Source organism: Colwellia sp. M166, assembly GCF_024585285.1.
In the GTDB taxonomy this organism is placed as follows: domain Bacteria; phylum Pseudomonadota; class Gammaproteobacteria; order Enterobacterales; family Alteromonadaceae; genus Cognaticolwellia.
On sequence record NZ_CP040755.1, the window covers coordinates 3193702 to 3213210 of the forward strand.

The following is a 19509-nucleotide window of genomic DNA, read 5'->3' on the forward strand; positions in this document are numbered from 1 at the left end:
ATTATGTTTATACCAATTCTAATAAGTTTCTTCCCACTCAGTGAAATTTAAAAGACTTAGCGGCACAGGTTCACAGTTCAAGACTGAAGCTAAGTACCTACATTCATGTAGGTAAGGCATTGATTTCGATAATGGTTATTCTCGACAACTGCTCCAGCGTTGTTCTAATGAATCACATCGCTGTGAGAACCTTATCGAAATCAACAACACGGCCTGTAAGCCTTTTAAAATGACACCTCGGGAGCTTATCTTGATTCGATAATCGCCGATAATTTCTTTCATATAGAATAACTACATGCAAAAAAATTTCGTTGTTCTCAAACTGCTGGTAAGCGCTGAGAGAGAATAAACTTAATAGGTTTAGTATTACTTTACGATATACAAAATTAAATATAACAGTAAAAATAATGTATCATTCCTTTGTTTTATTATAAAGTGCGCTGATGTGAAATATTTAATTCTTTTGATCTAGGTAGCTATGGCGGGGGGATATGACTATTATTCAATGGTGATTAGTGAATACACGCAGCGATTAATAACTATTGTTAATATTGAGTTATTCTCTAATTAAAACTTCTATATTCTATTTTTGCATAAAAAAGCCTTTTCTATTCTTTTTCTTTCGACATAAAAGAGATTACTCTTGCATCATTAATTAGTAATGGGCGTATACTCGACATGTTGCCGGAAAAGCAAAACTTAAATCAAACTATGCTTGATACCAATCAGCTAGCATCTTTTAAACAAAGTATTAACGATCTATCTCCTTTGCAGTTAGCGTGGGCTAGTGGTTATTTAGCCGCTAAAGCAGAAGGTGGCACCAGCCGTGCTGTAGCCACTTTAGAAACTACAACTGCTGTGCAAACAACGTTAACTATCTTGTATGGTTCTCAAACAGGTAATGCCAAAGGTGTAGCTAAGAGCTTAGCTGCTAAAGCGAGTGCTGAAGGCTTAACTGTTGAATTAAAGAGCATGGGTGAGATAAAGCCTAAAGCAATTAAAAATATTACTCACTTATTGATTGTTGCTAGTACCAATGGTGAAGGTGAAGCACCAGATGACGCCATTGCATTACATGAATTTCTTTCATCTAAAAAAGCACCTAGTCTTGAACATTTGCATTACAGCGTCTTAGCCCTGGGTGACACTAGCTACGAGTTTTTTTGCCAAACGGGTAAAGACTTTGACCTGTACTTAGATAAGTTAGGTGCAAAAAGAATTACACCTCGTGTTGATTGTGATGTTGACTATGATGCTGATGCTAATACTTGGTCGACTACTGTCATTGCACAAGCGAAAGAAATGCTTGAAAGTGAAAGTGCTACTAGCAATGTCGTGTCATTATCAAATGTTGTAAGCACTGAATCACAGTACACAAAACAAAGCCCATATGCTGCTGAGTTATTAGTAAGTCAGAAAATTACTGGACGAGATTCAGCTAAAGATGTCAGACATATTGAAATAGACTTAGCTGAGTCAGGTTTAACTTATCAGCCTGGTGATGCACTAGGTGTTTGGTTTGACAACTCAGCTTCGCTTGTTGAAGAGCTTCTTTTGACACTTGAACTTAATGCACAAGAAAAAGTTGCTGTTACAGATGAGAGTTTAACGTTAGTTGAAGCATTAACGACTAAGTTTGAAATAACGCAAACCTCAATTAATTTTGTCGAGTTCTGGGCCAATAAGTCTCAAGCGCCAGAGCTAATTGCTCTATTGAGTGATAAAACGGCTCTACGTGAATTTGCAGGCAATCATCAAGTTGTTGACGTTGTAAAATCAGCGCCTTTGGCTACGGAAAATACATTAACAGGGCAAGAATTTGTTGATGCCTTACGAAAAATTACGCCAAGACTTTATTCGATAGCTTCTTCACAAAGTGAAGTTGAAGAAGAAGTACATTTAACTGTTGGTCTGGTTCAATATCAGGCTGGTGAGGCGAACCGTCAAGGTGGTGCTTCAGGCTTTTTAGCTCATGGCGTTAATGAAGGCGGCGAAGTTAAAGTGTTTATTGAACATAATGATAACTTTAGGTTACCTGCGGATAGTAATACGCCTGTGATTATGATCGGACCTGGTACGGGAGTAGCGCCTTTTAGAGCCTTTATGCAGGAACGAGAAGCAACAGAAGCTTCAGGTGATAACTGGTTATTTTTTGGTGACCAAACTTTCACACAAGACTTTTTATACCAAGTTGAGTGGCAAAATTACCTTAAGTCAGGTCTGTTAACTAAAATAGACTTAGCTTTCTCTCGTGATCAAGCGGATAAAATTTATGTGCAAGATAGGTTACGTGAAAATGCAATTGAAGTATTTTCATGGTTAGAGCGCGGTGCGCATATTTATGTTTGTGGCGATATGAGCCGAATGGCAAAAGATGTTGAAGCTACATTACTGGATATTATAGCAACACAAGGCAAATTGTCTGAAGAGCAAGCAAGCGCTTACTTAAAAGATTTACGTAACGCCAAGCGTTATCAGAAGGATGTATACTAATGACTGATTTAATTGAAAAAAATCAAGCTAATGGGCCGTTAATTGTTGAAGGTAAACATGCTGATAATGAACGCTTAAAAGCGGAAAGTAATTTCTTACGCGGTACCATAGCCGATGACTTAAAAGATAATGTTACCGGTGGTTTTACTGCTGATAACTTTCAGTTGATCAGAACTCATGGCATGTATCAACAAGATGATCGTGATATTAGAAATGAACGTACTAAGCAAAAGTTAGAGCCGTTACACAATGTTATGCTGCGTGCTCGTATGCCTGGTGGCATTATCACCCCGACACAATGGTTAGCGATTGATAAATTTTCTCGTGAAAAAACCAGCTACGGTAGTATTCGTATTACCACACGCCAAACCTTTCAGTTTCATGGTGTATTGAAGCCTAATATTAAGTTAATGCATCAAACCTTAAATGAATATGGTATTGATTCTATCGCTACGGCGGGTGATGTAAACCGTAATGTACTTTGTACTACTAATCCTGTTGAATCTGAACTTCATCAAGAAGCTTATGAATGGGCTAAAAAAATTAGTGAGCATTTACTACCGAAAACACGTGCATATGCAGAAATTTGGCTAGATGGCGAAAAAATTGAAGAAGGTGCAAATGGTGAAGTTGTCGAGCCTATTTTAGGATCTACTTATTTGCCTCGTAAGTTTAAAACGACGGTGGTTATTCCCCCGCAAAATGATGTTGACGTACATGCTAATGATTTAAATTTTATTGCTATCGCTAAAGACGGGAAGCTTATCGGCTTTAATGTCTTGGTCGGTGGCGGTTTAGCTATGACACACGGAGATAAATCAACTTATCCACGTAAAGCGGATGACTTTGGCTTTGTTGAGTTAGCTAAAACCTTAGATGTTGCTACCGCTGTTGTTACAACTCAACGTGATTGGGGGAACCGTGTCAATCGTAAGAATGCGAAGACTAAATATACCCTTGATCGTGTCGGTGTTGATACTTTTAAAGCTGAAGTCGAGCAGCGCGCAGGTATTACTTTTGCAGAAAGTCGCCCTTATGAATTTACTGGCCGTGGTGATCGTATCGGTTGGACCGAAGGTTTTGACGGTAAATATCATTTAGCATTATTTATTGAAAATGGTCGCTTGCTTGATAAGCCTAATTTGCCTTTAAAAACTGGCGTGGCGGAAATTGCTAAAATCCATAAAGGTGATTTTAGAATGACAGCCAACCAGAATTTAATTATTGCGGGTGTTGCTAGTGAAGATAAGGCTGAAATTGAGCGTTTAGCTAGAGAGCACGGTTTAATTTCTGATGGTACTTCAGTACAACGCAAAAACTCTATGGCTTGTGTGGCATTTCCAACTTGTCCGTTAGCAATGGCAGAAGCAGAAAGATATTTACCCGGTTTAGTGACTGATGTTGAAGCTATATTGGCTAAGCATAATGTTGCTGAGGAGAGTATTATCTTACGAGTGACTGGTTGCCCTAATGGCTGTGGACGTGCAATGTTGGCTGAAATTGGTCTCGTTGGTAAGGGACCAAGTAAATATAATATGCACTTAGGTGGTAACATTGCTGGCACACGCGTGCCTAAAATGTATAAAGAAAACCTTAACGAAGAAGATATTTTGCAAGAAATAGATACTTTAGTTAAGCGGTGGGTTGCAGAGCGAAACATAGCAGAAGCCTTTGGCGATTTTGTAATTCGTGTCGGTATTGTCAAAGAAGTTAAAGTTAGCAAGCGAGATTTTCATGACTAACATAATTCAAGCTAGAACACCTTCGGTGATTAATAATCGATTCCCTGCTTCATTGCCAGAGCCTTGGTTAAAGCAGTGGAATGAATTGTTAGAAAAGCAATCGGCAACACAGCGAGTAGAATGGGCGATGGAAAACTTGCCATCGCAATTTGTCTTATCGTCTAGCTTTGGTATTCAGTCAGCCGTGATGTTACATATGTTGACTCAGATTGACCCTAATATTCCGGTGTTAATAACAGATACTGGGCATTTGTTTCCTGAAACTTATCAGTTCATTGAACAGATGACTGAACGTTTAAAGTTAAATTTGCAGGTCTACAGTGCCAAAGAAAGTGCCGCTTGGCAACAAGCTAAGTATGGACAAGAGTGGGCAACAGATGAAGCTTCTTTGAAAGCTTATAACCGACGTAATAAAGTTGAGCCACTAGAGCGTGGTTTAAGTGAGTTGCAAGCGGGGACTTGGTTTTCAGGTGTTCGTCGACAACAATCTAGCCATCGTGAAGGTTTATCTGTCGTCAGCATTTTACGTGGGCGTTTTAAAGTTCATCCAATTATCGATTGGACAAATAAAGATGTTCATCAATATTTAACGGCGAATAATCTACCTTATCATCCGTTATGGGAAGAGGGTTATGTTTCGGTTGGTGATGTTCATAGTACACAGCCACTAACCGCTGGAATGGATGAAAGTGACACTCGCTTCTCTGGTATGCAACGAGAGTGTGGCTTACATACTGACGGTGATGGGATTTAAAGACAGCTACAAAAAGAATGTCTGTGCTGCATTCTTTTTGTTTTTTTATCCTTCAATAATAAAGTTTTCAGCCAACTGTGTCTTCATTGTTGTTAAGTAATTATCATCCATATTGTCATTTACTAGATGAGCTAGCTCAGTGCCAATGGGTGTAAACTTATAAAAGGTCAGTATGGCGTCGGCTTTTTTTGCCACAAAACTGAGTGGTTTACCATTATAGTTAAACTGGATCTTCTCTCCCTTAGCAAGTGCGTGGCTCTCAGCTTCTTGTTCAAATAGTAAATGATTATCGGCCAAGGTTAAAATATCAGCGTAGTTCAACCCCGCTAGACTGAGATCTAAGCGTTGTTGTCGCTGACGATTAAAGAAGTTAAATAACTTGGGAATTTGGTAAGCACCACTGATCACTCTAATATTTTTTTTACGACCATCACTTACAGCTAAACTACAAGCTTTTGCTAATAATTTTGCTTCGGTAATACTCATGCTTCTAAATATTTGTAAGGTTTTTAAAGAATAAGAACCTGGGTGAGATATTTCACCAGCTAAAATTTTTGCCCATAAATTTTGCATGGTTTTATTACTGATACCTTCAGCAAGTCTGACAAAATGACTAAACCAGTCTTGGTCAGCGCGGTCAGTAATAGTGCCATCAGAGCAATATTGAGCTGCTCGTAGCATAATTTCTTCCATATTTTTTTGTTGGCGTAACTCATCTAATTTTTTTCGCCGATATGCGCGATCTTCTAATGGTGCTTGTTTATTTTCGGGCAAAAATGCAGCGTCTAAGGAAAACTTTTTAGCAAAGCCTAACAGTTGTTGCTGTGAAGAAGGATTAGCGCTTGAGTTGTTTTTTTCGACGTTTTGGGCTTGTTCCTGCTCGACGATAGTATGTGTGTCTTGTTCCACAGAATGCTCAATTACTGTATCTTCTTTAATCGAATTTGACGCCACTGTATATTCCTTAAAACTATAAAGTGCTGGAAAATCCAACATAACACCGTCTGAAAACTTATTATAGCGTAAAATCAAACTTTACTCATTCTGTTATATATTTATCGTGTTTTTTACAGAAATATATATTACCTTTATTTTACATATGTTTAACTTTTTCTACTGTGCAGGTTTTTGTACAAATATACGATTTTTTGTTAAATGCAGCCTGTAGTATGAATATTATTAAAACGAAATGTTGAATAATATTAATTCGACTTTTATTATGTACTATATAATAAGACAATTTTTAACGAAATAGATGTTCAAAAATTCTACTGGTTGTAGTTTACTAGTGCATTGAGGATGATATGCAAGTTTCTGAAAATACGAACGATGATTTTTTGTTTATCGATGATAGCGAAGAAGATGAAATATTAGATTCCGCTATAAGGGATACTTGGAAAGTTTTAATTGTCGATGACGATCCTGAGATCCATTCAGTAACTCAGCTTGCTTTATCTGATCTGGTTGTTTTAGGTCGCCATTTAGAATATCTGCATGCTTATTCTGGTCAAGACGCTTGTAAGTTAATTGCAGCACATGAAGATATTGTTCTGGTTTTACTTGATGTCGTTATGGAAAGTGATGATGCGGGTCTTGCGGTTGTTAAATATATCCGTGAAGAATTAAAGCGTGATGATATTCGTATCGTTTTACGTACCGGTCAGCCGGGTTATGCGCCTGAAGAAAGCGTTATTAAAGATTATGATATCAATGATTATAAAACAAAAACTGAATTAACTCGTCGCAAGTTAGTAACAACCGTTTATGCCGCTATTCGTTCATATCAACAAATTGATTCTGTCACTAAAAATAGAAAAGGTTTAGAAAAAATCATTGGTGCTGCTGCTAATCTATTAGAGCTACATACTGTTCATGATTATGCACAAGGGGTATTAATTGAATTTAAAAAGTTAGTTGATAGTACCAATAGTATTTTCTGTGCTCGTGGTCAAGGTATTGTTGAAGGTGCTGATGATTTAAGTTTATATATCCTTGGTCAAGAGGGATTAACTGAATCAAAACTAAATCAAAAACTTGTAGCCTTAGATAATCGTGATATAGCAGGGCAGATAACCAGTTGTTTTCAACAAAAACAACACTTCTTTAATGCCAGTTCAACCTCATTTTATTTCGCTAGCGGTGGTTTTAGAGCCGTCATCCATTTAGAGCTTGAGCAAGCGTTAACAACTATTGAAATGCAACTTATTGAAGTTTTTCTGACCAACATAGCCACCGGTTATGAAAATGTGCATTTGTTCCAAAAACTGCGTAATGCCGCTTATAAAGACTGGTTAACGGAATTGCCGAATCGGTTAGATTTTGTTAATTTATTAGATGACTTTTGTCAAAGTGACGATGATAATTTAGTCACGGCACTGGTAGATATTAATCACTTTAGTGATATTAATGATGGTCTAGGACAAGATATTGGTAACCAGTTGCTGATGGCGGTTTCTGCACGTATTCGTGCATTAAGTGAAAAAAATCATTTGGCCCGAATTGGTGCCGATGTTTTTGGTATTATTGGTCCGAAAGAAAGTGTTAATCCTGAAACCTTAATGGCACTCTTTAGTCAGCCATTTGCAGCGGGAGAGCAAAATTTACCTGTCAGTGCTAGCTTTGGTTTTTGTTCGAAAAAATCGGCTGGAACTCGTGGAGTAAAAGTCTTAAATCAAATCAATATTGCCCTTAATCTAGCTAAAAAATCTCTTCAAGAACCCTTTGTTTATTATCATCAAGAAATGGAAGATAAAACACTCTGGCGTTTAGGTATGATCAGACAACTACGTACCGATTTTGCTGAAAACCGTTTAGAGCTTTGGTATCAACCACAATTAAGCTTGGCAACGGGGAAAATAATTGGTGCGGAAGCTTTACTGCGCTGGAAAACGGCTGAAGGTAAGTTTATTTCACCTGCGGTATTTATTCCATTAGCTGAGTATTCAGGTTTAATTATTGAAATTGGCAATTGGGTTGTCGATCAAGCTTGTCAACAACTACAGCGACTTGCACAAAGTCAATTTGGCGATGTCAGTATCTCAGTAAATGTTTCGATACCTCAATTTAAGCGTGACAACTTTGTTGATAAAATTATTGAAATAACACAGCTAAATAAAGTCGATCCGAGTAAATTGGAATTAGAAATTACTGAAAATGTTTTAATGGATGAACCGCAAGTTATTATTGATGCTTTAGTACAGTTAAAAGCACAAGGTATTAGTATTGCGCTAGATGATTTTGGTACCGGCTTTTCATCATTAAGTTACCTACAAAAGCTACCTTTGGACCGATTAAAAGTTGATCGTTCGTTTGTCAATGACATTGCTGAGCCAGGCGGCTCAATTATAGCGGATACTATTATTAACTTAGGTAAACAAATGAACTTGAAAGTTATTGCTGAAGGGATAGAGAGCATCGAGCAAGAAGTTGAATTAAAAGCTTTAGGCTGTGATGAAGTACAAGGTTTTTATTATGCTAAGCCGATGCCGGCTGATGAGTTCTTTACTTGTTTAGAAAAAAGAAATCGATAGCTTAAACATAAAAGCCATCGGTTTGAGGGTATATTAAAGCACTTGTTCTACAAGTGCTTTTTCTTTTGTACGAAACTCTACGTTTAGGCTCGGTGCGTATGGCATAAACAGCGTTAATAGTAATGAGCAACAGGCAAACCCAGCACCGATATAAAATACCCATGACGCATTAACTATCCAAACCATACCAAGCAAAGCTGGAATCACCACGGCTGCAATATGATTAATCGAAAAGCTTACCCCTGCGCTTGCTGCAATATCTTCCGGTAAAGCAATTTTTTGAAAATAGGTTTTTATCGCAATAGCCAGTGCAAAAAATAAGTGGTCAATGACATATAGTGCGGCCGCGATATTAGCGTTCTCGACCAAACCATAAAGAATAAAAAGAATAGTTAAACCAATATACTCAAAACGTAACACACTGCGTTCACTGACTCGGCCAATAAATTGCCCAATTTTAGCGGCGAACAACCAATTAAATATATAGTTGATGAGGAACAACGCGCTGATATCAGCAACACTATAGTGAAACTTTTCTACCATTAAAAAGCCGGCGAATACGACAAAAATTTGTCTACGAGCACCACTGAAAAATGTTAACGCGTAGAATAACAAGTAACGTTTACGTAATATCAATCGACGAGATTGTTCGATGGGTTGTGGGAAATAAGGAAACAATAAAGCTAAGGCAATGGTAAACACTAATGCAATACCACCGAATAACACGTAGGTTGATTTATAGCTCCACGAAAACTGTTCCATTAACAGCCAAATACTGGAAAATGCCATTAATGAGGCAATAGATTTTACCGACAAAGCACGGCCCAAAAAGTGTGCGGTTTTGTCCTTATCAATCCATTGTAAAGTCAGAGACTGGCTAACGGTCTCAAAATAATGAAAACCAACTGACATAATAATTGTCGTGAGATATAAGCCAATCACCGAAGGGAAAAATCCAGTTGCCGCTACCCCTAAGCTTGTTAAGGCTAAAGCCATTAAAGCGAGTTTTTGCTCTTTAATAAATAGCAAAAGGTAAATAACGGTAAAAGCAAGAAAGCCAGGAATCTCTCTTAAGCTTTGTAATATGCCAATTTCAACACCGGTAAAATTGGCTTGTTCAAGCACAAAGTTATTTAGCAAAGCCATCCAAACTGAAAACACTAACGGCATAATAAATGCCATAGCGAGCAGTAAACTTTCTGGTGAGCGTAATTTACTACTTAATGGCATTTCAAATCCAGCTATACGGTATTGACAGGGGCAGCTTATTGTAAGTTAATTATTGTTTAAATACACGGCGAAAGATAATGATTGAATTTGATATTTTGCAAGTGTGTAACATCAAACTGCGCCCTTAAATCGATATATCGAGACTAGTTATGAAAATTAATAAATTAGCTGAACAAAATTACGCTTGGGTTGAACGTATGGGCTGGCACAATAAAACAACCTTAGAGGCACTTGCTTTAGTTGCCTCAGAAGTGGGAGAAGCGATAAACGAATGTCGTGGTGAAAAGCCAACAGATAACTTCGCTGAAGAGTTAGCTGATATCGTCTTGAGAGTGTTAGATATTGCCCATTGGCAAGGTATAGATATGGAGCAGGAACTGTTAAATAAAATGAAAAAAAATGAACAAAGAGGCACTCGTGGTCGTGTTAAATAAGTTTAATGTAAATGCTGTTTACCTTTGTTTTTAAAGAGCTAGAGACGAATGGCTTAAAGGTGTTTTTTTGTTGTATGACAACTTTAATACACTTAATTAAAACGCCTGTTTAAAAAAATTTGCTTTCCCTTTCCTTTCAAGGCAAACTCATTGGCACTTTATTTCTTTTACTTATTTGTTGTATTGCATGAGTAAGCTAAATATTCACACGCTTGGTAGTAATCTATGATTACGTATTTACCAGTCAATCGATCTAGATAAGATCCATTAAAAGTCAGGAGAGTAGGCATGTTATTTCAAGGCAAAAGCCTTTCTGCCCAGTTGTTAGATGACGGCATTGTCGAATTTAAATTCGATGCGCAAGGCTCAGTTAACAAGTTTGATCAGGCAACGTTTAAAGAATATATCGCTGTAGTTGATGCGATTAATAATTGCAGTGAAGCAAAAGGAGTACTGGTAACTTCAGCTAAGTCTTCATTCATTGTTGGTGCTGATATCACTGAGTTTTTAGAGATATTTAAAAAGCCAGAAGCTGAATTGATGCCTTGGATAAAGCAAGGTTCTGATGTTTTTGATTCATTTGAAGATATCAACTTACCGACAGTTGTTGCTATTAATGGCTTCGCTTTAGGTGGTGGTTGTGAAATGACTCTAGCTTGTGACTATCGTATTGCTGATACGTCATGTTCAATCGGTTTACCAGAAGTAAAATTAGGTTTAATTCCTGGTTTTGGTGGCACCGTGCGTTTACCACGTGTTATTGGCGCTGATAATGCAGTTGAGTGGATGTCTACAGGTAAAGCGTTTAGAGCTGAACAAGCAATGGCTGTAGGCTTACTTGACGCCGTCGTTGCTCCAGAGCATTTACGTGAAGCGGCATTAAAAATGTTAAACCAAGCGATTGCTGGCAAATTAGATTGGCGTGCAAAACGTCAACCTAAACTAGCAGCATTAAAGCTTTCTCCAGTAGAAGCTATTATGACCTTCAATACCTGTAAAGGTATGATCGCAGCTAAAGCGGGTAAGCATTACCCTGCACCAATGGTGATGGTTAAAACCATTGAAGCTGCAGCAGGTTTAGGCCGTGCTGGCGCAATGGCTTTAGAAAACGCAGGCTTTGCGAAATTAGCGAAAACTGATGCTGCTACTGCACAAATTGGCCTATTTATGGCTGACCAAGTAGTAAAAGGCAAGGCGAAAAAAGCCGGCAAGCAAGCAACTAAAGCGGTTAATAAAGCAGCTGTGTTGGGTGCAGGTATTATGGGCGGCGGTATTGCATACCAGTCTGCTTATAAAGGCACGCCAATTATCATGAAAGATATTAACGACCAAGCACTTGATTTAGGTCTTACTACGGCAGCGGGTATTTTAACTAAACAAGTTGAACGTGGCCGCATGACAGCGAAAAAAATGGCTGGCGTGTTAAATAACATCACACCATCATTAAGCTACGACAGCGTTAAAGATGTTGATATTGTTGTTGAAGCTGTAGTAGAAAATCCAAAAGTTAAAGCAATGGTTTTAGCTGAAGTTGAAAGCTATGTTAGCGATGACGCTATCGTGACTTCAAACACTTCAACTATTTCAATTGATTTACTAGCGACAAGTGTAAAACGTAAAGACAAATTCTGTGGCATGCATTTCTTCAATCCGGTAAACAAAATGCCACTAGTTGAAGTTATTCGTGGTAAAGAAACTTCTGATGAAACCGTTGCTGCTGTTGTAGCCTACGCTGCGAAAATGGGTAAATCACCTATCGTTGTTAACGACTGTCCTGGTTTTTATATCAACCGTGTTTTATTCCCATACTTTGCTGGCTTTAGCCAATTAGTACTTGAAGGTGCTGATTTTGTTGCTGTTGATAAAGTCATGGAAAAACAATTTGGTTGGCCTATGGGCCCAGCATACTTACTTGATGTTGTGGGTATTGATACTGCTGATCATTGTACGGGTGTTATGTCTGCTGGTTTCCCAACCCGTATGACTAAAATTGATAATGACCCAGTAAGTGCTTTATATAACGAAAAACGTTTAGGTCAGAAAAACGGCAAAGGCTTCTACGATTACGGTAAAGATAAGCGCGGGCGCCCAACAAAAGTTGCAGCACAAGCAGCTTATGACTTGTTTGCAGGTGTAAGTACTGGCGTAGATAAAAAAGACTTCACTCAAGACGAAACTATTGCTCGCTTGATGATCCCTATGGTCAATGAAGTGGTTCGTTGTTTAGAAGAAGGTGTAGTTGATACTGCAGCTGAAGCTGACATGGGCTTAATTTACGGTTTAGGCTTCCCGCCATTTAGAGGGGGTCCAATTCGTTATTTAGAAACATTAGGTTTAGATAACTTTATTGCAATGGCAGATAAATATGCGCACCTAGGCGAAATTTATCAAGTTACTGATGGCATGCGCGCAATGGCGAAATCTGGTCAGTCATATTTTACAACCGACGTTAAAACAGCTTAGGCGAGGAGAAAATCATGAAAGAAGTCGTTATTGTCGATTGCATCCGTACCCCAATGGGGCGCTCAAAAGCTGGTGTTTTTCGTAATGTTCGTGCTGAAACTTTATCAGCACATTTAATGCAGCAACTATTGGTTAGAAACCCTAACCTTGATCCCGCATTAATTGAAGACATTATCTGGGGCAACGTTAAGCAAACTAAAGAGCAAGGTTTTAATATTGCTCGTAATGCTCAACTATTAACAGATATTCCAAAGTCTACCGGTGCTGTCACCGTGAACCGCTTATGTGGTTCATCAATGCAAGCACTACATGACGCCACTACTAATATCATGGCCGGTCAAGGCGATGTATTTTTAGTTGGTGGTGTTGAACACATGGGTCACGTACCTATGATGTACGATGTAGATTTTGATCCAGCATTGAGCAAACATATCTCACGTGCTGCTGGTAACATGGGCTTAACAGCTGAGTTACTCGGTATGCAACACGGTATCACTCGTGCTGAACAAGACGCTTTTGGCGCTCGTTCTCATCAACTGGCTCATAAAGCAATGCTTGAAGGCCGTTGGGCAAACGAAATCGTACCAACTTTAGGTCATGATGCGATGGGCGCGTTAACGCTTATCGAGCATGATGAAGTTATTCGTCCTGAAACGACGATTGAAAGTTTAGCGGGCTTACGTCCAGTATTTGATCCGGTAAATGGTACGGTAACAGCGGGTACTTCTTCTGCACTTTCTGATGGCGCTTCGGCGATGTTAGTAATGTCAGCTGAACGTGCGAAAGCGATGGGCTTAACACCACGTGTTAAAATTCGTGGTATGGCTATCGCAGGTTGTGATCCATCTACTATGGGCTTTGGCCCAGTGCCAGCAACGAAAAAAGCACTACAACGTGCAGGTTTAACCTTAGCCGATATCGAATTAGCTGAATTTAACGAAGCATTTGCAGCACAAGCATTGTCATGTGTACGTTCATTAGGTTTAGAAGATAAAGTGGATGACATGATTAACCTTAACGGTGGTGCTATTGCACTAGGCCATCCTCTAGGTTGTTCAGGTACACGTATTTCAGGTACGTTAATTAACTTAATGGAAGCAAAAGACGTTAACATTGGTTTAGCGACTATGTGTATTGGTTTAGGCCAAGGTATCGCGACCGTATTTGAACGAGTGTGATTTTCAAGCACTGAGGTTTAGCAGCTTATTGCTAAGCTGCTGAGTCAGCTTTTAAAGCCCAACGTTTGTTGGGCTTTTTTATGTACAGGATGTACGGTATAACGCGGTCACATGGATGTGAAAGAGCGTGTATGTACAGGATGTATAGAATGTCACAATCATATAGATGTGAAAGATTGACGATTTTTTAGCTTTTATTTTCCATGCGGTAGAGCACTACGTCTAAATCACCCAATTGTGAATCACAGTGGATATAAGATTTTATATAGTCCATACCCATTTTCTTCATCACAGCAACCGAGCCATCATTATCCAGCATGGCAACAGCACTAAATGCTTTATTTTCCGGTTGTTTTGCTAGCGCTTTTTGAACTTGTATCGCCGCTTCTGTGGCATAACCTTTACCCCAAGTCGATTGGAAAAACCGCCAGCCTAACTCGATATCATGCCAAATTGGCTTGTCGGAGAAAAAGTCCATTGGCCGTACTAATATCCAGCCAATGTCTTGTTCCGTGTCGATAACTGTTACTTTCCATAAGCCCCAGCCTTTGTCTACGTTTTTATAGGCGTTAAGGCGTGGAATATAGATATCGCTAATATCTTCACGTGTGGTCATAACGCCATTATTGATATAACGCATTACCTCTGGATCTTGATCGAGTTGAAATAAAAACTCACTGTCACTTTCGTCAATGAGTTGATAACTAAGGCGAGCTGAGTTTGCAATATTCATATCTTCTCTACTTTATCTATCTTCATAGTTGATTGATTCTATTGTATGTTTATAGGTTAGCACTAATTATTTTCCTAACATAGACATCAATCAGATACTGCCATATGATGGCTGGCAAAGAATAACAATCTCATTTACTTGGTAAATTATGAATTCTAAAAAAATAGTATTAAATTCTGCGATATTACTGGCATTGTTTGGCTTAAGTGCCTGTGGTCAAGACACCACAACCAATGCAGCAACTGAAAAAGTCGTTAGTGTCAGCAGTGAGAGCACAACGCTAGTTTATCCAACAACGAAGAAAGTTGCTGTTGTTGATGATTACTTTGGCACTAAGGTGACTGATTATTATCGTTGGTTAGAAGATGATATGAGTGCTGAAACTGCTGATTGGGTAAAGGCTCAAAATAAAGCCACGCACGATTATTTAGCACAAATACCTTATCGCGAAAAAATTAAAACACGTCTTGCGGCATTATTAGATTATGAAAAAATTGGCATGCCTTTTATCGAAGGTGGTTATAACTATTTTTATAAAAATGATGGCTTACAGAATCAATATGTTTTGTACCGTCAAAAAGGAGATGCTCCAGCGGAGGTTTTCCTCAACCCTAATGAATTTAGTGAAGATGGCACTGTGTCGTTAGCTAATATTGAATTTAGTGAAGACGGCTCGTTGGCTGTTTACTTGATTTCAGAAGGTGGCAGCGATTGGCGTAAAGCGCGTATTATTGATACCGAAACAAAAAAAATACTTGAGTCAGAGTTGGTCGATATTAAGTTCAGCGGTTTATCATGGGTTGGTAACGCAGGTTTTTATTACTCTAGCTACGACAAGCCTAAAGGTAGTGAGTTATCAGCTAAAACTGATCAACATAAGTTGTACTACCACAAGCTTGGTACTGCACAGTCAGAAGATGCTCTAGTATTCGGCGGCACTGATGCTCAGAAGCATCGCTATGTTGGTGGTGAAGTGACTAAAGATGGCCGGTATTTGTTAGTGTCAGCAGCAGTTTCTACTTCAGGTAATAAGCTCTTTATTAAAGACTTAACTAAAACTAATTCAGCATTAGTGGCGGTAGTCGATAACACCAATTCAGATACTGAACTGGTCAGCGGTAAAGGTGATGAGTTACTATTTATTACCAATAAAGATGCGCCGAATAAACGTGTTGTCAAGGTAAATGCTCAACAACCAACAGCTGAACATTGGGTAGATGTTATTCCAGAAACAGACAATGTTTTATCAGTTTCAACAGGGGGGCAGTATTTATTTGCCAAATATATGAAAGATGCCACGTCTTTTATCCAGCAATATGACTTAAGCGGCAAAAAAATTCGTAATATCGCTTTACCTGAAGTGGGTACAGCTGGCGGCTTCAGCGGTAAAGACTCGCAAAGTAAAGTTTACTATTCATTTAGTAACCAGAAAACACCTTCAACCAGTTTTAGCTTAGATCTTACTTCGGGCGAGTCTACGGTTCATATGAAGTCGAAAGTTAAATTTGATAGTGATAACTTCGAATCAAAGCAAGTTTTCTACAACTCCAAAGATGGTACTAAAGTGCCGATGATTATTACCCATAAGAAAGGCTTAGTGTTAGATGGTACTAACCCTACTATTCTTTATGGTTACGGTGGTTTTAATGTTAGCTTACAACCGCAATTTAGTTCAACCCGTGCTGCATGGTTAGAATTAGGCGGCGTTTATGCTGTAGCGAACTTACGTGGTGGTGGCGAATACGGTAAAAAATGGCACGATGCCGGTACGCAAATGAAAAAGCAAAATGTTTTTGACGACTTTATTGCTGCTGCTGAGTATTTGATTAAAGAAAAAGTAACCTCTACCGCTAAATTGGCGGTTATGGGTGGTTCTAATGGTGGTTTGCTGGTTGGTGCTGTGATGACGCAACGTCCAGAGTTATTTAAAGTAGCATTACCCGCGGTTGGTGTACTTGATATGCTACGTTACCACACGTTTACCTCAGGGGCTGGTTGGGCATACGATTACGGTAAATCAGATGATAACGCCGAACTGTTTAACTACTTATTAGGTTACTCGCCGGTACATAATGTTAAAGCAGGTACGCATTACCCAGCAACTATGGTGACCACAGGGGATCATGATGATCGCGTGGTACCTGCGCATTCATTTAAGTTTGCTGCTGAGCTACAAGCTAAACAAGCTGGCGCTAATCCAACTTTAATTCGTATTGAAACTGACGCAGGGCATGGTGCAGGCACGCCGATCAGTAAAACCATTGATCAATATGCTGATATTTACGGCTTTACGCTATTTAATATGGGCGTGAAAGATATTTAAACTCTTGTAGAGAATGTAAATAGCCAAAAGCCTAGCAACTGCTGGGCTTTTTTACGATGCAAGTGTTAAGGTTTAAGTCGGTTTCGCAATAAATTTCTCAGTGTTCTAAAAATGGCTAGGTTGCTGTACCTTTGATGTTGTAGTACATCAACATTGGCATGCCAGCCCATGTCACCATGCTCTAACGTTAACTTAACAAGCTCTCCTCTTTCTATTGATTCATCTGCCACGTGATTAGGTAATAAACACCATCCATGTCCTTTTAAGGTGAGTTCGAGTAATAAAAAGTAATTGTCGGCATACCAAATGTCGGGACTGATCTTTAATTGAAAGCTACTGGTTTGGGTATTGCGAGAGCGAATAAGTAATTGCCGGTGTAGTCGTAAACCATCGATATTTTTACATTTCAGTTTTGCTAAGCTGTGATTTTTTGCAACATAGACATCAAACTTTACGGTGCCAAGGCATTCAAAATCTAAATAACTGGGCATAGCGAGTTCGCTAAAAATAATACCGGCTAATGCTTGCTCAGTTTTTAGCATGTCAATGATGTCAAGACTTGAGGCGCTTAAAAACTCTAATGTAACATAAGGATATTCGCGTTGTAATTGGTCAATCGCGGTTGTGATTTTTTTAAACGGTATGCCTTCATCAAGGGCAATTGTTATTTCGCTTGGGGTATCATCGGTCAATGCTAGTGCAGTGTTTTGTAAGCGTTGATGCTGATTAAGTAAAGCTTGAGCTTGCGGTAATAAACTTTTCCCCGCCTCTGTTAATAGTGGGTAACGGCCAGAGCGTTCAAAAAGCGTAGCATTGCAGTCTATTTCTAAATTAATGATGTGCTGACTAACAACTGATTGAGCTTTATTTAAACGTCGCGCTGCTGCCGAAAATGATCCGGTCTCTACCGTTGTTGCAAAGGCTTGGAGTTGTTCAATACTTAACATATCGCTTTTCCAGATACTATCTAACTAACACGTATCTCTATTTTGGATGAAAATAATCTCATCGTCACTAAATATAGGAATAATTAATGAACACCGCTGAGAGAATTTTTCAGGCTATTTTCTTTGAAGTAAGTATGTTAGCTATTGTTGTACCAATTTCAGTGTTACTTGCTGGTTTTGCAGCAGAGAAAATGGTCATCGTAGGTATTGCTTTATCGATGATTGCTATGTTGTGGAATTATATTTACAACATAGTTTTTGATAAATTAGCGGGTGACAATCGTATTGAAAGAAGCTTAGTCGTTAGGATTATCCATAGCTGTGGGTTTGAGTTCGGCATGGTGGCCATTACTTTGCCCGTGATCGCATGGTATTTAAATATATCGTGGTTTGAAGCCATAATTTTGGAGGCAGGCTTTTTAACGTTTATATTAGTCTATACCTTTATTTTTAATTGGCTATACGACAGATATCAACCTTATAAAAAATGGTTTGGTAAAGGGCAGCTAATATAAGTGATTCTGGTGATTGCTATTCTTAATCATAAAAGCCCAACAATTGTTGGGCTTTTTAATATTTACTATTAAGCATAAGCTTAATATAACAGCTTAAGCAAAAGTATCTTGTAATGGTGGTACAACTTGCTTTTTACGACTCATAACACCTGGTAACCAAGCTTTACCGTCAACTAGCGTTATATCGTAAGCTTTTTCAACAATACTGATATCGTCGCTTACTACTAATAGCTCAGAACCTTCTTGCATGATATCAGTTAGCAGTAACATTACCGTGTGACGATTGCCTTCTTCTTTAACTGCTTGTAAATCAGCGTGTAAATCAGCTTTCATGTCATCGAATAACGCTAGGTCGATAACTTCTAATTGGCCGATACCAACAATGTTAGCTTTCATGTTGAAATCTTTAAAATCACGTAATACTAACTCACGTACCGGCGTACCTTGTACTGAAGATTTCACGGTGAACATTTCCATGCCTAAGGCTTTATAATCTTCAATGCCAGCAATTTCTGCTAATGCTTCAACACACTTTATGTCAGCGGTGGTACATGTTGGAGATTTAAATATCACCGTATCAGACAAAATCGCACACATCATGGCACCAGCAATATTTTTTGGGATCTCTACGTTATGAAAGTCATACATCATTTTAATGATGGTATTAGTACAACCAACCGGGCGCACCCAAATTTCTAACGGCGTAGATGTGGTAATGTCACCTAATTTATGATGATCAATAATACCTAATATCGTTGTAGCATCAATATCATCAGGGCCTTGAATACGGTCTGAATGATCAACAACATAAATACCATCGGTATCAGCAAAGCTAGTTTTAAGCTCTGGTTGTTCAAAACCAAATTTATCTAAAATAAATAAAGTTTCAGGTGAAAGCTCGCCCAAACGAGCCGGTTTTACATCTTCACCAATGGTTGTTTTTAAGTATGAAAGTGCAATTGCTGAACAAATTGAATCTGAATCAGGAACCTTGTGTCCTACTGCATAAGCCGGCATAAATCGTTATCTCCAAGCGCCATTGACCGAATAACGACTCAGCCGTTAATGGTGTTATCAAAATATGCTGCGTATTCTAACAAAAACATAGGCAGTTCGCCTAGTACGTGTTGGCGCTATTTTTATCCAACTTTTGTCTGAATAATCATA

General features: G+C 38.7%; 14 protein-coding genes. 9 read left to right on the top strand and 5 right to left on the bottom strand.

Features of this window, described 5'->3' with window-relative positions:
- The first annotated feature begins 678 nt into the window (after positions 1 to 678).
- The 3 genes from FGD67_RS14485 to FGD67_RS14495 are packed head-to-tail and all read left to right on the top strand — an operon-like array spanning position 679 to position 4989.
- The gene (locus tag FGD67_RS14485; RefSeq protein ID WP_257171829.1) at positions 679 to 2493 is read left to right on the top strand and encodes an assimilatory sulfite reductase (NADPH) flavoprotein subunit; all 1815 of its coding nucleotides are present in this window, start codon (positions 679 to 681) and stop codon (positions 2491 to 2493) included.
- Entirely contained in the window at positions 2493 to 4235 is a 1743-nt protein-coding gene (gene cysI / locus FGD67_RS14490; protein WP_257171830.1) for an assimilatory sulfite reductase (NADPH) hemoprotein subunit, read from the top strand. The genes FGD67_RS14485 and cysI overlap by 1 nt, the downstream gene beginning before the upstream one ends.
- A complete protein-coding gene (locus FGD67_RS14495; RefSeq protein WP_257171831.1) occupies positions 4228 to 4989 on the top strand; it encodes a phosphoadenylyl-sulfate reductase in 762 nt (253 codons plus the stop codon). Before cysI ends, FGD67_RS14495 begins: the two co-directional genes overlap by 8 nt.
- A gap of 45 nt (positions 4990 to 5034) precedes the next feature.
- Here FGD67_RS14495 and FGD67_RS14500 read toward each other — a convergent pair whose 3' ends face one another.
- Positions 5035 to 5943: a TIGR03899 family protein gene (locus FGD67_RS14500; protein ID WP_257171832.1), complete on the bottom strand. Its 909-nt coding sequence runs from the start codon at positions 5941 to 5943 to the stop codon at positions 5035 to 5037.
- Between the two features lie 350 nt (positions 5944 to 6293).
- Here FGD67_RS14500 and FGD67_RS14505 point away from each other — a divergent pair, with 350 nt between their 5' ends.
- Positions 6294 to 8519 (top strand): EAL domain-containing protein, encoded by a 2226-nt coding sequence (locus tag FGD67_RS14505; protein WP_257171833.1) that lies wholly within the window; start codon positions 6294 to 6296, stop codon positions 8517 to 8519.
- A gap of 33 nt (positions 8520 to 8552) precedes the next feature.
- On the opposite strand, the gene FGD67_RS14510 is transcribed toward FGD67_RS14505, so the two are convergent.
- The gene (locus tag FGD67_RS14510; protein WP_257171834.1) at positions 8553 to 9749 is read right to left on the bottom strand and encodes an MFS transporter; all 1197 of its coding nucleotides are present in this window, start codon (positions 9747 to 9749) and stop codon (positions 8553 to 8555) included.
- A gap of 149 nt (positions 9750 to 9898) precedes the next feature.
- On the opposite strand from FGD67_RS14510, the gene FGD67_RS14515 reads away from it, so the two are divergent.
- From FGD67_RS14515 to fadA, 3 genes are all read left to right on the top strand, one after another.
- A complete protein-coding gene (locus FGD67_RS14515) occupies positions 9899 to 10183 on the top strand; it encodes a MazG nucleotide pyrophosphohydrolase domain-containing protein (protein ID WP_257171835.1) in 285 nt (94 codons plus the stop codon).
- 288 nt (positions 10184 to 10471) lie between these two features.
- Positions 10472 to 12646 carry a fatty acid oxidation complex subunit alpha FadB gene (gene fadB / locus FGD67_RS14520; protein WP_257171836.1) on the top strand — a complete coding sequence of 725 codons (2175 nt, stop codon included), beginning with the start codon at positions 10472 to 10474 and terminating at the stop codon, positions 12644 to 12646.
- A 14-nt stretch (positions 12647 to 12660) separates the two neighbouring features.
- Positions 12661 to 13824 (top strand): acetyl-CoA C-acyltransferase FadA, encoded by a 1164-nt coding sequence (gene fadA, locus FGD67_RS14525; protein WP_257171837.1) that lies wholly within the window; start codon positions 12661 to 12663, stop codon positions 13822 to 13824.
- Between the two features lie 187 nt (positions 13825 to 14011).
- Here the strand turns inward: fadA and FGD67_RS14530 are convergent, their stop codons facing one another.
- The gene (locus FGD67_RS14530; protein WP_257171838.1) at positions 14012 to 14557 is read right to left on the bottom strand and encodes a GNAT family N-acetyltransferase; all 546 of its coding nucleotides are present in this window, start codon (positions 14555 to 14557) and stop codon (positions 14012 to 14014) included.
- A 148-nt stretch (positions 14558 to 14705) separates the two neighbouring features.
- Here FGD67_RS14530 and FGD67_RS14535 point away from each other — a divergent pair, with 148 nt between their 5' ends.
- Positions 14706 to 16880, top strand: coding sequence for a prolyl oligopeptidase family protein (locus tag FGD67_RS14535; protein WP_257171839.1), 2175 nt, complete (start codon positions 14706 to 14708; stop codon positions 16878 to 16880).
- A 65-nt stretch (positions 16881 to 16945) separates the two neighbouring features.
- On the opposite strand, the gene FGD67_RS14540 is transcribed toward FGD67_RS14535, so the two are convergent.
- Entirely contained in the window at positions 16946 to 17827 is an 882-nt protein-coding gene (locus FGD67_RS14540; RefSeq protein ID WP_257171840.1) for a LysR family transcriptional regulator, read from the bottom strand.
- Between the two features lie 86 nt (positions 17828 to 17913).
- Between FGD67_RS14540 and FGD67_RS14545 the strand changes: the two genes are divergently transcribed.
- Entirely contained in the window at positions 17914 to 18342 is a 429-nt protein-coding gene (locus FGD67_RS14545) for a PACE efflux transporter (RefSeq protein WP_257171841.1), read from the top strand.
- A 93-nt stretch (positions 18343 to 18435) separates the two neighbouring features.
- Here FGD67_RS14545 and FGD67_RS14550 read toward each other — a convergent pair whose 3' ends face one another.
- Positions 18436 to 19359, bottom strand: coding sequence for a manganese-dependent inorganic pyrophosphatase (locus FGD67_RS14550; protein ID WP_257171842.1), 924 nt, complete (start codon positions 19357 to 19359; stop codon positions 18436 to 18438).
- Positions 19360 to 19509 lie beyond the last annotated feature (150 nt).

Bases quoted from the DNA above. Each gene is read 5' to 3' on its own strand.
- FGD67_RS14540 (WP_257171840.1), bottom strand. From the start codon at position 17,827: ATGTTAAGTATTGAACAACTCCAAGCCTTTGCAACAACGGTAGAGACC.
- FGD67_RS14485 (WP_257171829.1), top strand. From the start codon at position 679: ATGTTGCCGGAAAAGCAAAACTTAAATCAAACTATGCTTGATACCAAT.
- cysI (WP_257171830.1), top strand. From the start codon at position 2,493: ATGACTGATTTAATTGAAAAAAATCAAGCTAATGGGCCGTTAATTGTT.
- fadA (WP_257171837.1), top strand. From the start codon at position 12,661: ATGAAAGAAGTCGTTATTGTCGATTGCATCCGTACCCCAATGGGGCGC.
- FGD67_RS14545 (WP_257171841.1), top strand. From the start codon at position 17,914: ATGAACACCGCTGAGAGAATTTTTCAGGCTATTTTCTTTGAAGTAAGT.
- FGD67_RS14550 (WP_257171842.1), bottom strand. From the start codon at position 19,359: ATGCCGGCTTATGCAGTAGGACACAAGGTTCCTGATTCAGATTCAATT.
- FGD67_RS14495 (WP_257171831.1), top strand. From the start codon at position 4,228: ATGACTAACATAATTCAAGCTAGAACACCTTCGGTGATTAATAATCGA.
- fadB (WP_257171836.1), top strand. From the start codon at position 10,472: ATGTTATTTCAAGGCAAAAGCCTTTCTGCCCAGTTGTTAGATGACGGC.
- FGD67_RS14505 (WP_257171833.1), top strand. From the start codon at position 6,294: ATGCAAGTTTCTGAAAATACGAACGATGATTTTTTGTTTATCGATGAT.
- FGD67_RS14530 (WP_257171838.1), bottom strand. From the start codon at position 14,557: ATGAATATTGCAAACTCAGCTCGCCTTAGTTATCAACTCATTGACGAA.
- FGD67_RS14510 (WP_257171834.1), bottom strand. From the start codon at position 9,749: ATGCCATTAAGTAGTAAATTACGCTCACCAGAAAGTTTACTGCTCGCT.
- FGD67_RS14515 (WP_257171835.1), top strand. From the start codon at position 9,899: ATGAAAATTAATAAATTAGCTGAACAAAATTACGCTTGGGTTGAACGT.
- FGD67_RS14535 (WP_257171839.1), top strand. From the start codon at position 14,706: ATGAATTCTAAAAAAATAGTATTAAATTCTGCGATATTACTGGCATTG.